We start from the raw sequence: 13,973 nt of genomic DNA, 5'->3' as shown, positions 1-13,973 counted from the left end.
AAGCCGCCCCAAACGGTCCGCCGCGGTGTTTCAGAGGGACCGAGGTGTCTGGTCTTAGGGCGGCTTCGCCGCCCAGCGCGGGGCAAGCCCGCTCACTACAGCCACCTTGTAAGGGTTATTGTTGGGCGGTTTTCAGATCCCAACTCGGAATCTTGAATACCCAGAACGACCCGCCCTGTGCCACCGGCTTGGTCAGCTCGGCCATGTCGCCGCCCCACAACGGCACCGCGCCGCCGTAGCCAACGGTCACGCCGATGTACTGCTCGCCATCCTGTTCCCAGGTGATCGGCGGGGAGACGATGCCGCTGCCGGTCTGGAACTTCCACAGCTCCTTGCCGGTTTTCGCGTCGAAGGCTTTGAAGAATCCGTCGCCGGTGCCGGTGAACACCAGGTTGCCCTTGGTCGCCAGCACGCCGGCCCACAGCGGCAGGTGTTCCTTGTGCTCCCACACCACCTTGCCGGTGGTGGGGTTCATCGCCCGCAGGGTGCCGACGTGGTCGTCATACATGCGCTTGATGCGGAAACCCATGCCCAGGTACGCCGAGCCCTTCTTGTAGTTGACCTCTTCGGTCCAATATTCCTCTTTCCACTGGTTGCCCGGGATGTAGAACAGGCCGGTGTCCTGGCTGTAGGCCATGGGGTTCCAGTTCTTGCCGCCGAGGAACGGCGGCGAGACTTCCACCGGCTTGCCCTTGGTTTCACCCGGCAACGGTTTGGCTGGGCGTTGGCCCTCGTTCTCGACGGGGCGGCCAGTCTTGAGGTCGATGTGGCTGGCCCAGGTGATGTTGTCCACGAACGGGAAGGCGTTTTGCAGCTTGCCGTTGTTGCGGTCCACCACATAGAAGAAACCATTGCGGTCGGCGTGGCCGGTGGCCTTGACCACTTTGCCGTCTTTGCCCTTGTAGTCGAACAACACCAGTTCGTTGTTGCCGGAGAAGTCCCAGGCATCGTTTGGTGTGTGCTGGTAGAACCACTTCACTTCCCCGGTGCTTGGGTCGACGCCGACCTGGCCGGAGGTGTAGAGGCTGTCGAAGTCGTGGGGGTTGCCGTCCTTGGACGTGCGCGCCCAGGTGTTCCACGGGCCGGGGTTGCCGGCGCCGACGATGATGGTGTTGGTCTCGGCATCGAAGCTCGCGCTCTGCCAAGGTGCACCGCCGCCGTGGCTCCAGGCCTCGACCTTGCCGGTTTCGGTGGTCGGGTCATCCGGCCACGAAGGCGCCTTGACGTCGCCGGTCGGGGTGCTGTCCTTGCCGTTCAGGCGACCCATGTGGCCTTCCACGAACGGGCGCATCCACACCTCTTCGCCGGTGTCCGGGTCGCGCGCATACAGCTGGCCGACCACGCCGAATTCATCGCCGGAGCTGCCGTGGATCAGCAGCACCTTGCCGCTGACCTTGTCCTTGATCAGCACGGGGGCGCCGGTCATGGTGTAGCCGGCGGCGTGGTCGCCGAACTTCTTGTTCCACACCACTTTGCCGGTGTTTTTGTCGAGGGCGATCAGGCGCGCATCAAGGGTACCGAAGTAGATTTTGTCGCCGAAAATCGCTGCGCCGCGGTTGACCACGTCACAGCACGGGCGAATGTTGTCTGGCAGGCGGTGGTTGTAGGTCCACAGGCGTTTGCCGGTCTTCGCGTCGAGGGCGAATACGCGGGAGTACGAGCCGGTGACGTAGACCACGCCGTCGCTGACGATGGCCTGGGATTCCTGGCCGCGTTGTTTTTCATCGCCGAACGAGTAAGACCAGGCCGGCGTGAGCTTGAATACGTTCTTGTCGTTGACCTGGGCCAGCGGGCTCCAGCGCTGGGCGTTGGTGCCCATGCCGTACTGCAGCACGTCCTTGGTGGTCAGGTGGTCGTTGGCGATGTCTTCCCAGGTGACGTTGCGCGTTTGCTTGGCGGCAGGTTCGGCGGCGGCAAAACCTGCCGCACTGAAGGACAGGCTGCCCACCAGCAAAAAGGCTTGCACGGCAAGGCTTATGGGGGAGCGGGAGGGGAGCGATCTTATTGTCATGGTTTGCAGTTCCCAGTTGAGGTTTTGGCCTGCACAGGGTGGTGCGCCGAGGCGCTGGCTGGATACGGAAAATTTCCCGCTGTTGCCGGGAAGACTTCCCGAACCGCCGCTGATTTGGACGTGCCCCACAAGCCCTACTACCAAGGGAGTAGGACGCGACCACCAAAGCAGCATACGGTGCGGGACGGCGGGTTCCTAAGATGGTTGCCATAGCCTCTGCAATGAGGTTTGCGTGCAATCCTGAGGACAAAAATAATGACAACAAAACGCAATGCCTTGCTCGTGGCCGGCCTGTTGGTGGGTGTGATCGGTGTGGGTAACGTCTGGGCCCATGGCAACGTGGTGCCCCAGGCTGTGGAGACCAAAGGACTGACGCCGATCAAGGATGCGGGCGTACCGCTCGACGCCGATGGCTGGGCCGCCAACAACCCGTATCGCAAGTCCCCTGAGCACGACAGGGCCGTCGAAATCGGCTCCTCCGCCTACAACCAGAACTGCGCCGCGTGCCACGGTCTGGAAGCCAAGTCCGGCGGCATCGCCCCCGACCTGCGCATGCTCGACGAAGGTGACGCCGGGGATGAGTGGTTTGTCGAGCGCGTGCGCCACGGTGCCGTGCGTGACGGCCGCGTGTACATGCCGAAAATGGCCGACTACCTGAGCCAGGAAGCCCTGTGGGCGGTGCGTACGTACCTGGATTCCGTGCGCGTCGAGGAGTAAGCCATGCGCCTGCTCAGCGTCGTGTTCGGCCTGGCCTTGCTGTGCTGCCAGGCGGCACAGGCCCAGGTGCGCAGCTATGACCAGATGATCGCCGCCGGCGAGTTGAAGGTGGCGGTGTACAAGGATTTTGCCCCCTACAGTTTCGACGACGGCGGCACCCCGCGCGGGGTGGACGTGGAGTTGGCCCAGGCGCTGGCCAAGGCCCTGGGCGTGCAACTGAAGCTGATCTGGGCGCCGGCCGGCGAGAAGCTCGACGACGACCTGCGCGACTACATCTGGCGCGGCAGCCCGTTGCACAACCAGCAACTGGCCGACCTGATGCTGCGCGCGCCTTACGACCACGAATACGCGCAGCGGCGCAACGACCAGGGTGAATTGGAAAACGGCCATGTGGTGATGTTCGGGCCGTACCAGAACGAACAATGGCAGGTGGCGTACGACCGCCGCCGCCTGGACAAGGTCGCCAGCGTGGCGGTGTTCGAGGAACACCCCATTGGTGTCGAAGTCGACAGCGTGCCGTCGTTTTACCTGACCTCGGTGTTCAACGGCATGCTGGCGCGCAAGACCCGTCACTATCCCAACGTGCCCCAGGCTTTTGCGGCGATGAAGGCCGGGGAGGTCGACGCGGTGATGGCGATGCGTGGCGAGATTGACTGGCAGGTGCATCAGGCCAACGACCCGCAACTGGCCCTGGCGCAAAACGCTTACCCGAACATGGGGCGGCAACGTTGGGAGATCGGCATGGCGGTGCATGAAAGCAATCGGCAACTGGCCTATGCCGTGGAGGAAGCGCTGGAAGGCCTGATCCGCGATGGCAGCCTGCAAGCGATCTACAGCCGATACGGCCTGCGTTACGAAGTGCCCGAGATGTACCAATGAACTGGCGCCTGACGGTGTTACTGGCCTGCCTGTTGCCGTTGGCCGCGCCCGCCAGTGAGGTCGATCCGGTGCCATCGGTGATGTGGGCGTTCTATCACAAGCAGTTCCTGAACGACGCGCCGTTCGTGTTCGACGAGCGGGTCAAGCTGTTGGCGCCGCCGTTCGCCGAAGACGCGCGGCAGGTACCGTTGGAAATCGATGCGCGGGCCTTCAAGGGCCGGGTGGTGCGCATCTTCGCCTGGGCCGAGCTGAACCCGCTGCCAAAAATCGTCGACTTCCAACCCAAGGCCGGGGTGTTGCCCTGGCTGTCGCTGCGCATCCGCATCGAACAGGCCACGCCGCTGCGCGCCGCGGTGCTGACCGATGACGGCGTGTGGCACGTCGGCTCGACCCTGATCGACGCGGCAGGCGGCGGCTGCACCGCGCCGAGCGTGGTGCGCACCCAGCCGGGGTGGGAAGAGCATATCGGCGAGGTACTCGGCGGGCGTTATCCCCGTGGCGAGTACAGCCGCGTGCGCGTGCAGGTTGCGCACCCGATGGACAACGGCATGGTCAGCGGCATCCCCGAGTTTTACCTCAACCACGCCCAACTGCTTGGGGACAACGGCCAGGTCATGGCCGAGCTGGAGCTGTTCCCGGCGGTCAGCGAGAACCCTAACCTGGCGTTCGACATCGAGGGCGCCGGGCAGACGCGCCTGGTGCTGCGCGACAACAGTGGCAACCAGTTCGACGCGGCCATCCCCTGACCAGAAGGAGCGCGGCATGCGCTGGATACTGTTGTTATGCCTGGCCCTGAGCCTGCCCGCCGTGGCCGACATGGACTATGCCCTCAAACCCCGGCAGATCGCCGAAGGCACCTGGCTGCTGGAAGGCAGCACCGAGAATTTCGCCAAGGCCAATGGCGGCAATATCGTCAATGTGGCGTTTATCGTCACCGAGGCGGGCGTGGTGGTGATCGATACCGGGCCGTCCAGACGCTACGGCGAAGCCTTGCGCCAGGCCATCGCCAGTGTCACGTCCAAACCGGTGATCCAGGTGTTGCTGACCCATCATCACCCCGACCATGCCTTGGGCAATCAGGCATTCAAGGACGTGCCCATTGGCGCCCTGGCCGACACCACAAAGCTGTTGCACGAGCAAGGCGACAGCATGGCGGAAAACCTCTATCGCATGGTCGGCGACTGGATGCGCGGCACCGAGGTGGTGTTGCCCAGCGAAGTACTGGAGCCGGGGGGGCGCAGCTTCGGTAATCATGATCTGCGCCTGCTGGCGCTGACCGGGCATACCGGCGCCGACCTGGCGATTCTGGACCAGAGCACCGGCGTATTGTTTACCGGCGACCTGGTCTTCTACCAACGCGCCCTGACCACCCCCAACAGCCCCGGACTCGCCGCCTGGCTGGCCGACATCACCACCCTGCAAGGTTTGCCCTGGACCCTGGTGGTGCCCGGTCACGGCCCGATCGCCACGGATGCGCAGCCCTTCGAACAGATGCGCGACTACCTGAGCTGGCTCGATCAACTGCTGCGCGACGGCGCCGCCAACGGCAATGACATGAGCGAGATGATCCGCAGCCCGATCCCCGAGCGCTTCGCCGCGATCAGCCTTGCCCGCTACGAATTGATCCGCAGCGTCAGCCACCTGTACCCGCGCTACGAGCGCGAGCAGATGCACCCGCTACTAAGGAACTAGCAAACTCGATACTGCGGTCAATTGTGACGGCGGCCCCTGCGCCCAAGAATCTGCACCAGACCGGGAAAATTTCCCGGGTATAACAAAAAACCGCAGAGGTAGCCGTCATGACCCAACCCGCACGCCGCCAACCCTTCGCCTTGAGTGTGTTGCTCGGTGCCATCCTGTTATCCGGCCAGGCCCTGGCCGCCGTGACCGACCAGGACATTCTCCAGGACCCGAAAAACCCCGAGCAGATCGTCACCAACGGCCTCGGTGTGCAGGGCCAGCGCTACAGCCCGCTGGACACGCTGAACGTGGACAACGTCAAGGACCTGCGCCCGGTCTGGGCGTTTTCGTTTGGCGGCGAAAAACAGCGCGGCCAGCAGGCGCAACCGATGGTCAAGGACGGGGTGATGTACCTCACCGGTTCCTATTCGCGGGTGTTCGCGGTGGATGCGCGCACCGGCAAGAAACTCTGGCAATACGACGCGCGCCTGCCCGATGACATCCGTCCGTGCTGCGACGTGATCAACCGTGGCGTGGCGTTGTATGGCGACCTGGTGTTCTTCGGCACCCTTGATGCCAAGCTGGTGGCGTTGAACAAGGACACCGGCAAGGTGGTGTGGAGCAAGAAGGTGGCCGACCACAAGGAAGGTTACTCCATCAGCGCCGCGCCCCTGGTGATCAACGGCAAGCTGATCACCGGCGTGGCCGGTGGCGAGTTCGGCGTGGTCGGCAAGATCGAAGCCTATGACCCGAAAAACGGCGACCTGCTGTGGACCCGTCCGACTGTCGAAGGCCATATGGGCTACGTGTACAAGGACGGCAAGGCGGTGGAGAACGGTATTTCCGGCGGCGAGGCGGGCAAGACCTGGCCCGGCGACCTGTGGAAGACCGGCGGTGCGGCGCCGTGGCTGGGCGGCTACTACGATCCGGAAACCAACCTGCTGCTGTTCGGCACCGGCAACCCGGCGCCGTGGAACTCCCATCTACGCCCGGGCGACAACCTCTATTCGTCTTCGCGCCTGGCGCTGAACCCGGACGACGGCACCATCAAATGGCACTTCCAGAGCACCCCTCACGACGGTTGGGACTTTGACGGCGTGAACGAGCTGATCTCGTTCAACTACACCGAAGGCGGCAAGGAAATCAAAGCGGCGGCTACCGCCGACCGCAACGGCTTCTTCTACGTGCTGGACCGCACCAACGGCAAATTCATCCGTGGCTTCCCGTTCGTGGACAAGATCACATGGGCCACCGGCCTTGATAAGAACGGTCGGCCGATCTACAACGAAGCCAGCCGCCCCGGCGCGCCGGGCAGTGAAACCAAGGGCACTTCGGTGTTCGTAGCGCCGGCGTTCCTCGGTGCGAAGAACTGGATGCCGATGGCCTACAACCGCGACACCGGGCTGTTCTACGTGCCGTCCAACGAGTGGGGCATGGACATCTGGAACGAAGGCATCGCCTACAAGAAAGGCGCGGCATTCCTCGGCGCGGGCTTCACCATCAAGCCGTTGAACGAGGACTACATCGGCGTGCTGCGCGCCATCGACCCGAAAACCGGCAAGGAAGTGTGGCGCCACAAGAACTTCGCGCCGCTGTGGGGCGGGGTGCTGACCACCAAGGGCAACCTGGTGTTCACCGGCACGCCGGAAGGTTTCCTGCAAGCGTTCAACGCCAAGACCGGCGAGAAAGTCTGGGAGTTCCAGACCGGCTCCGGCGTGCTCGGTTCGCCTGTGACCTGGGACATGGACGGCGAACAGTACGTCTCGGTGGTCTCCGGCTGGGGTGGCGCGGTGCCGTTGTGGGGCGGTGAAGTGGCCAAGCGCGTGAAGGACTTCAACCAGGGCGGCATGCTCTGGACCTTCAAGTTGCCCAAGGAACTGGTGGCCAAGCACTAGTTCTACGACCAAATGACCATAGCCCCCCTGCCAACGGCGCATTCGCCCGGTAGCGGGGGCTCTTTACTATCGGCTCATCGCCTGTTGACCAACAGGCCCGGACCCCGACAGAGGCCTCATCATGATCTACGCACAACCCGGCACCCCAGGCGCTATCGTCAGCTTCAAGGCGCGCTACGGCAACTACATCGGCGGTGAATTTGTCGCGCCGATCGATGGCAACTACTTCACCAATACGTCGCCGGTGACCGGCGAAGTCATCGCCGAATTCCCACGCTCCAGCGCCGCCGACATCGACAAGGCCCTCGACGCCGCCCACGCCGCCGCCGACGCCTGGGGCAAGACCTCGGCCCAGGACCGCGCGCTGGTGTTGCTGAAAATCGCCGATCGTATCGAGCAGCACCTTGAAGTACTGGCCGTGGCCGAGACCTGGGACAACGGCAAGGCCGTGCGCGAAACCCTCAACGCCGACGTGCCCCTGGCTGCCGACCACTTCCGTTACTTCGCCGGCTGCATCCGCGCCCAGGAAGGCGGCGCCGCCGAGATCAACGAACACACCGCGGCCTATCACTTCCACGAGCCATTGGGCGTGGTCGGGCAGATCATTCCGTGGAACTTCCCGCTGCTGATGGCGGCCTGGAAACTCGCCCCGGCCCTGGCCGCTGGTAACTGCATCGTGCTCAAGCCGGCCGAGCAGACGCCGCTGTCGATCATGGTGTTTGCCGAGTTGATCAATGACCTGCTGCCACCGGGCGTGCTGAATATCGTCCAGGGCTTTGGCCGCGAAGCCGGCGAAGCGCTGGCCACCAGCAAGCGCATCGCCAAGATCGCCTTTACCGGCTCGACGCCCATCGGCGCGCACATCATGCATGCGGCCGCCGAGAACATCATCCCGTCGACCGTGGAACTGGGCGGCAAGTCGCCGAACATCTTCTTCGAAGACATCATGAACGCCGAGCCACAGTTCATCGAAAAGGCCGCCGAAGGCCTGGTGCTGGCGTTCTTCAACCAGGGCGAAGTGTGCACCTGCCCGTCGCGGGCGCTGGTGCAGGAGTCGATCTACGACGCGTTCATGGCCGAGGTGATGAAAAAGATCGTCAAGATCAAGCGCGGCAACCCGCTGGACACCGAGACCATGGTCGGCGCCCAGGCGTCCGAGCAGCAATACGACAAGATCCTCTCGTACCTGAAAATCGCCCAGGAAGAAGGCGCGGTGCTGCTCACCGGCGGCGCGGCCGAGCGTCTGGAGGGCGACCTGTCCAGCGGCTATTACATCCAGCCGACCCTGCTCAAGGGCCACAACAAGATGCGCGTGTTCCAGGAAGAAATCTTCGGCCCGGTGGTGGGCATCACCACCTTCAAGGACGAAGCCGAAGCCCTGGCGATCGCCAACGACAGCGAATTCGGCCTCGGTGCCGGCCTGTGGACCCGCGACATCAACCGTGCCTACCGCATGGGCCGCGCGATCAAGGCCGGCCGCGTGTGGACCAACTGCTACCACCTGTACCCGGCGCATGCGGCGTTTGGCGGGTACAAGAAGTCGGGTGTGGGGCGTGAGAACCACAAGATGATGCTGGATCACTACCAGCAGACCAAGAACCTGCTGGTGAACTACGACATCAATCCGTTGGGGTTCTTCTAACCCTCCAGGCTTGAAATGCAGTCCCCTGTGGGAGCTGGCTTGCCAGCTCCCACATTTGGTTCCCTGTATGCCTGAGACTATTGCAGTGCGCGAACTCCTTCGAAAGTAGCATTCGCCTCCCATACCCCCCATGCATTAATGACCCGACCGGAATCTTCCGGCACAACAAGAGGAACGTCCCATGTGGAAAAAACCCGCGTTTACCGACCTGCGTATCGGCTTTGAAGTGACCATGTACTTCGCCAGCCGTTGATCTACCGCCGGCCAGTCTCGTGCTGGCCGGTGCTCAAGCGGTCTTTGGGACCCGTCCTACGACCCCCTCGGAAAGTCTCACCTGAGAAATAACGGTACTGCGTGATTTGATCCTGCCTTTTCGGACAGGGACTGTTGCGCATGACGGATACGCTGTGGGCTGCCCGCGAAGGCGACGCGCTGTTGCACAGCTCGATGTTGGCGGACGTGTTGGGCGGCGTGCTGGAAGTTGCGGCGACGGTGGCCGTGACGGCACTGGCCACGGCGGCCGTTGTGGCTGCAACCGGCATCAGCGTGGCGACAGGTGGCCTAGGCTGCGTTGTGCTGGGGGCCGCGGTCGGTGTGGTGGTCGGGCTCGGCATGGGTGCAAGCGGCGCCGATAAAGGCCTTTCGCGATTATGTGAGTCTTTCGCCAACGCGCTCTTCCCACCCGTCATCGATGCATTCATCAGCAGCGGTTCGCCGGATGTGTTTATCAACGGCAAACCGGCAGCGCGGGCGGCCGGGAAAGTCGCCGCCGCCGTGGCAGAAGCGGGCAGTGAACCGACTTATCTGGATATCGCCGAAGGTTTTTTCTCTCAGCTCTGGCGTCCTACGGTCGCTGCGCCGGTGGCGGGCGCTGTGCCTTGTCCTGCCGATACCGTCGACTGCACTAAACACCCGCCCATGCCGGAGCAGTACCTCGCCGAAGGTTCCAGCAAGGTATTCATCAACGGCCAGCCCGCCGTGCGCAGTGGGGACAGAAGCACCTGCGAAGCCACGGTGGGCAAGGTGCAGATTTCGTCCAACGTGGTCATCGGCGGCGCGCCGGTGGTGGTGCGTGAGATTCGCAGCGGCAAGGCGCCGGGTGTAGGGCTGGCGGTAACGGCGTTGTTGGCATCGCGCGGTGGTGGGGCGAAGTTCTTCAGCACATTGCCCTGTATGACGGTGGGTGGGTTGGTGTCGTGGGGCACAGGGCAGGTGAGCAACGCGCTTGCGTCAGCAGTGCGCGGCTCGCCCAACCCGGTGCATTGCGCCACGGGGGCGAAGATTCTCGACGGTGACGACGACCTGGATTTTGCATTGCCTGGCCTGTTGCCAATCGAGTGGCAGCGCTATTACAGCAGCCGGGATGAGCGCCGTAACGGTCTGTTCGGTGCGAATTGGAGTGTGGCCTATGAGGTTTTCGTCGAAATGGGCCCGCATCCCGAAGGCGGCGAACGGCTGATCTACACCGACGAGCAGGCTCGGCAGATCGACATGGGCGTGATCCCGCTAGGTGCTGCGGTGTTCAGCGCCGGCGAAGGCTTGAGCGTACGCCGCCATGCCAGCGGCCACCTGCTGATTGAGCGTGTCGACGGGCTGTATCGGCTGTTCGAACCCACACCGGACAACCCTACGCATTTGCGCTTGGGCCAGTGGGGAGATCGCAATGACAACCGCGTTTTCCTCGACTATGACGATCAGGGCCGCCTGAGCCAGTTGCGCGATACCTTTGGCGTTGTGCGAATCGAGCTGAGCTACAGCCAGCAATGGCCCCGCCGTGTCGAACAGATCGAGCGCCTGTACCCCGATCATCGTCGCGAAACGCTCTCCAGCTATACCTACGACACGCACGGCGATCTTGCAGCCGTGCGCGATGCCGATGGGCATGTTCAGCGCCGCTTCGCCTATGACAGCGGCCAGCGCATGGTCGAACACCAACTGCCCACCGGCCTGCGCTGCTTTTACCAATGGGCCTGTGTGGACGACCGTGAATGGCGAGTGGTACGGCACTGGACCGATGAGGGCGACGATTATCAGTTTGACTACGACCTGCTAGTCGGGCTTACGCGGATTACCGATGGCTTGCAACGGGTCAGCACCCGCAAGTGGAACCCGCAGTACCAGATCACCGAATACACCGACAACCTGGGGCACACCTGGCAGTTCGATTGGAATGACGAGCGCCAGTTGTTGGGGGCTACCGATCCTCTGGGTGGCCAGTGGCGATTCGGCTACGACGAATCCGGCAACCTGTGCAACACACAAGATCCGCTGGGCCGTATTGAATCGACGGTGTGGCTGGAACACTGGTCGCTGCCATTGGTTGAAACCGATGCAGCCGGCCACAGCTGGCAGTATCGATACGATCAACGCGGCAATTGCGTCAGTGAAACCGACCCGCTGGGGCACGTTGTGCGCTATCGCCATGATGGAGTTGGGCAGGTCATCGAAACCACCGACGCCACGGGCAAGCGCAAAATCCAGCGCTGGAATGAAACCGGGCAGTTGATCGAGCAGGTCGATTGTTCGGGCTATGCCACAAGGTTCGAGTACGACCGTCGAGGTCATTTACAAACCCTTATCGATGCAGTCGGTGAACGCCAGCGCTATCAACACGACAGCCACGGCCGATTGCTGCAAATCGAACGGCCCTACGGTTACATTGAACATTACCTGCGCAACACCAGTGGTCAGTTGAGCGCCTACACCGATGCGGCGGGCCACACTACCCGCTACCAATATGATCGGCGCGGGCAGCTGGTGCGGCGCATTGATGCCCATGGCCGCCAGATCGAATATCGGCACGATGCCTACGGTCGATTGCAAACCCTGACCAACGAAAACGGCGAGCACTATCGCTTCGCCTGGGACCAGGGCGATCGACTCACGCAACAGCAAGACCTCGATGGCAGTGCACGGCGTTATGCCTATGACGCGCTGGATAACGTGGTCTCCGTCGAATACGTCCCGCTGGATGATGCATCTCCTACCGTGCATCGCCTGCAACGCGACGCTGTTGGGCGTATGCGGATCAAGGAGACTGACGAGGGCCGAACCGAATACACCTACGACGCGTTGGACCAACTCACCGACGTCACCACCACCGACCGGCAAGGCAATGCTCAAGCACTGGGTTTTGCCTATGACGCGCTAGGCCAACTGACGTGCGAGCAGAGTACAACCGGCAAGCTGCAACACCACTACGACGAACTCGGCAACCGGATCCAGACGCAACTGCCCGATGGCCGCAGGCTCAACCGCTTGCACTACGGCGGCGGCCACCTGCACCAGATCAACCTGGACGGCCAGGTCATCAGCGACTTCGAACGCGACCGCCTGCACCGCGAAGTCCTGCGTACCCAAGGCCAGATCACCACCCGCAGCGAATACGACCGTTGCGGTCGGTTGCGTTCGCGAACGCGCCGCCCTACAGGCCAGCCCCGACAGTTGCCACCAGCCCAACAAAAGACTTTCGAATACGACCCGGCTGACAATCTGATCGGTCGTTTGGAAGGCGGTCAACGCCAACTGCTGCACTACGACGCAACCGGCCGGATTATCGCTAGTCAGGACAGCACTCAAGGCCAGCTGGAAACCTTCGGCTACGATGCTGCCGCCAACCTGTTGGACGGGGCACAGTCTAGTGCCGGCTTAGTGAGGCACAACAAGCTACTGACCTACCAGGACAAACGCTACCGCTACGACGGCTTCGGTCGAATGATCGAAAAACGCAGTACTCTGCGTGGCCTGCAACGTTTCACCTACGACGCCGAGCACCGGCTGATCGAAGTGCACAACGCCAGCGGCAACGTGGTGCACATGACCTACGACCCACTGGGTCGGCGCATCGCCAAAACCGAGCGGGACAGCAGCGGTCGTCTGCTGGGCGAAACCCGCTTCACCTGGGATGGCCTGCGCCTGTTGCAGGAGCATAAACACCGCCAGACCAGCCTTTACGTCTACGTAGACGAAGGCTACGAGCCGTTGGCGCGAGTCGATGGCATCGGTCCGCAACAGAAGATCCGCTACTACCACAACGACCTCAACGGCTTGCCGGAGCAGTTGACTGAAACCGACGGGCACAACGTCTGGAGCGCGACCTATCGGGTGTGGGGCAGCACGCTGGAAGAGGTACGTGAGCCTGACTACATTGAAGAACAGAACCTGCGGTTCCAGGGGCAGTATCTGGATCGTGAGACGGGGCTGCACTTCAATACGTTCAGGTTTTATGACCCGGATGTGGGGCGGTTTACGACGCCGGATCCGATGGGTCTTGATGGTGGTTTCAACTTTTTCCAGTATGGCCCCAATCCAATATTCTGGATTGATCCATTGGGGCTTGCCCCGGAGCTTTATTACCTGATTGCGAAGAAGGATGGCTATTACGATGAAATGAAGTGGGGCCACAAGCAGCCAATAGGTCAAGTCTATTTAAAAAAAGGTGAAGTGTGGAAAGTCGGCGAAACTGTCAATCCGCACCGGCGGTACACACAACGGTGGCTTAAGGTTAAAAATTTGGCCTACCAGCGCATTATGGCAGCGCCTACGAAGGGCAACATGCGGATATGGGAAAGTCTAAAAATCGGAAAATATTTCAAGCGTCGAGGAAAGTTGCCACCAGGCAATAAATGCAGGCACTGATATAAGGATTTCATCATGCGAGTCGATACCACATCGGACTCCCCGAGCTGGACAAACGTCTTTGAGATCACTGATGAGCTAAATGGCCTCAGTGAAACTCTCGAAAAGAAATACCCCAACCTTGATTTGGAATTGGCGGTCTGCGTGAGATGCGTACCCAAGAAGCTTGAGCGCAAGAATATTTGCCGCTACTACGGCAAAGACAAAATGCTCGGTCTGGATATCGCCTTGGACGAAGAAGATTTCGTTCCACTGAAAAAAGACAAAACTGCTCAACGAAAATTAATCGGTGCCGCTTTTGTCAGTTTTTTTGCAGAGAGCGTCAAAAAGTACGAGAAAAAAATTCCCGATTTTCAACCGTTTTCAACGCAACTGATTGCAGATGTGCAGCAATGGTGCGCCGAAAATGAATGGACTACCTGAAGTCAGCGATTGGGCAGGAGTCCCGCAGTATTTGCCCCATTGGAAATGACCCTTTGGTCTGATTGCAATCGCCCCCGGATCGGTTAGT

10 protein-coding genes are annotated in these 13,973 nt (G+C 61.7%); 9 read left to right on the top strand and 1 reads right to left on the bottom strand.

All coding sequences use genetic code 11. The features are described from left to right. Positions 1–115 precede the first annotated feature (115 nt). Positions 116–2,011 (bottom strand): quinoprotein ethanol dehydrogenase, encoded by a 1,896-nt coding sequence (exaA, locus tag OPU96_RS27220; RefSeq protein WP_498560040.1) that lies wholly within the window; start codon positions 2,009–2,011, stop codon positions 116–118. A gap of 255 nt (positions 2,012–2,266) precedes the next feature. Between exaA and pedF the strand changes: the two genes are divergently transcribed. From pedF to OPU96_RS27175, 9 genes are all read left to right on the top strand, one after another. Next, positions 2,267–2,728, top strand: a complete 462-nt coding sequence (gene pedF / locus OPU96_RS27215; protein ID WP_226457752.1) for a cytochrome c-550 PedF — start codon at positions 2,267–2,269, stop codon at positions 2,726–2,728. Positions 2,729–2,731: 3 nt separating this feature from the next. Continuing rightward, positions 2,732–3,607, top strand: a complete 876-nt coding sequence (locus tag OPU96_RS27210; RefSeq protein WP_226457753.1) for a substrate-binding periplasmic protein — start codon at positions 2,732–2,734, stop codon at positions 3,605–3,607. Further along, the gene (locus OPU96_RS27205; protein ID WP_305391157.1) at positions 3,604–4,353 is read left to right on the top strand and encodes a quinoprotein dehydrogenase-associated SoxYZ-like carrier; all 750 of its coding nucleotides are present in this window, start codon (positions 3,604–3,606) and stop codon (positions 4,351–4,353) included. Before OPU96_RS27210 ends, OPU96_RS27205 begins: the two co-directional genes overlap by 4 nt. 16 nt (positions 4,354–4,369) lie before the next feature. Continuing rightward, positions 4,370–5,299, top strand: a complete 930-nt coding sequence (locus tag OPU96_RS27200) for a quinoprotein relay system zinc metallohydrolase 1 (RefSeq protein ID WP_498560039.1) — start codon at positions 4,370–4,372, stop codon at positions 5,297–5,299. A 107-nt stretch (positions 5,300–5,406) separates the two neighbouring features. Continuing rightward, complete coding sequence (locus tag OPU96_RS27195) at positions 5,407–7,182, top strand: PQQ-dependent methanol/ethanol family dehydrogenase (RefSeq protein WP_192296681.1); 1,776 nt, start codon at positions 5,407–5,409, stop codon at positions 7,180–7,182. Between the two features lie 121 nt (positions 7,183–7,303). Continuing rightward, positions 7,304–8,824, top strand: a complete 1,521-nt coding sequence (exaC, locus tag OPU96_RS27190) for an acetaldehyde dehydrogenase ExaC (RefSeq protein WP_498560038.1) — start codon at positions 7,304–7,306, stop codon at positions 8,822–8,824. 181 nt (positions 8,825–9,005) lie between these two features. Continuing rightward, positions 9,006–9,077, top strand: a complete 72-nt coding sequence (pqqA, locus tag OPU96_RS27185) for a pyrroloquinoline quinone precursor peptide PqqA (protein ID WP_020289857.1) — start codon at positions 9,006–9,008, stop codon at positions 9,075–9,077. A 140-nt stretch (positions 9,078–9,217) separates the two neighbouring features. Then, positions 9,218–13,462, top strand: coding sequence for an RHS repeat-associated core domain-containing protein (locus tag OPU96_RS27180; RefSeq protein WP_498560037.1), 4,245 nt, complete (start codon positions 9,218–9,220; stop codon positions 13,460–13,462). A gap of 15 nt (positions 13,463–13,477) precedes the next feature. Next, complete coding sequence (locus OPU96_RS27175) at positions 13,478–13,885, top strand: Imm44 family immunity protein (RefSeq protein ID WP_305391153.1); 408 nt, start codon at positions 13,478–13,480, stop codon at positions 13,883–13,885. The last annotated feature ends 88 nt before the right edge of the window (positions 13,886–13,973 follow it).

Source organism: Pseudomonas sp. RP-B7, from assembly GCF_059803535.1.
This window is presented reverse-complemented; position numbering and strand designations above follow the sequence as displayed.

Bases quoted from the DNA above. Each gene is read 5' to 3' on its own strand.
- exaA (WP_498560040.1), bottom strand. From the start codon at position 2,011: ATGACAATAAGATCGCTCCCCTCCCGCTCCCCCATAAGCCTTGCCGTG.
- pedF (WP_226457752.1), top strand. From the start codon at position 2,267: ATGACAACAAAACGCAATGCCTTGCTCGTGGCCGGCCTGTTGGTGGGT.
- OPU96_RS27210 (WP_226457753.1), top strand. From the start codon at position 2,732: ATGCGCCTGCTCAGCGTCGTGTTCGGCCTGGCCTTGCTGTGCTGCCAG.
- OPU96_RS27205 (WP_305391157.1), top strand. From the start codon at position 3,604: ATGAACTGGCGCCTGACGGTGTTACTGGCCTGCCTGTTGCCGTTGGCC.
- OPU96_RS27200 (WP_498560039.1), top strand. From the start codon at position 4,370: ATGCGCTGGATACTGTTGTTATGCCTGGCCCTGAGCCTGCCCGCCGTG.
- OPU96_RS27195 (WP_192296681.1), top strand. From the start codon at position 5,407: ATGACCCAACCCGCACGCCGCCAACCCTTCGCCTTGAGTGTGTTGCTC.
- exaC (WP_498560038.1), top strand. From the start codon at position 7,304: ATGATCTACGCACAACCCGGCACCCCAGGCGCTATCGTCAGCTTCAAG.
- OPU96_RS27180 (WP_498560037.1), top strand. From the start codon at position 9,218: ATGACGGATACGCTGTGGGCTGCCCGCGAAGGCGACGCGCTGTTGCAC.
- OPU96_RS27175 (WP_305391153.1), top strand. From the start codon at position 13,478: ATGCGAGTCGATACCACATCGGACTCCCCGAGCTGGACAAACGTCTTT.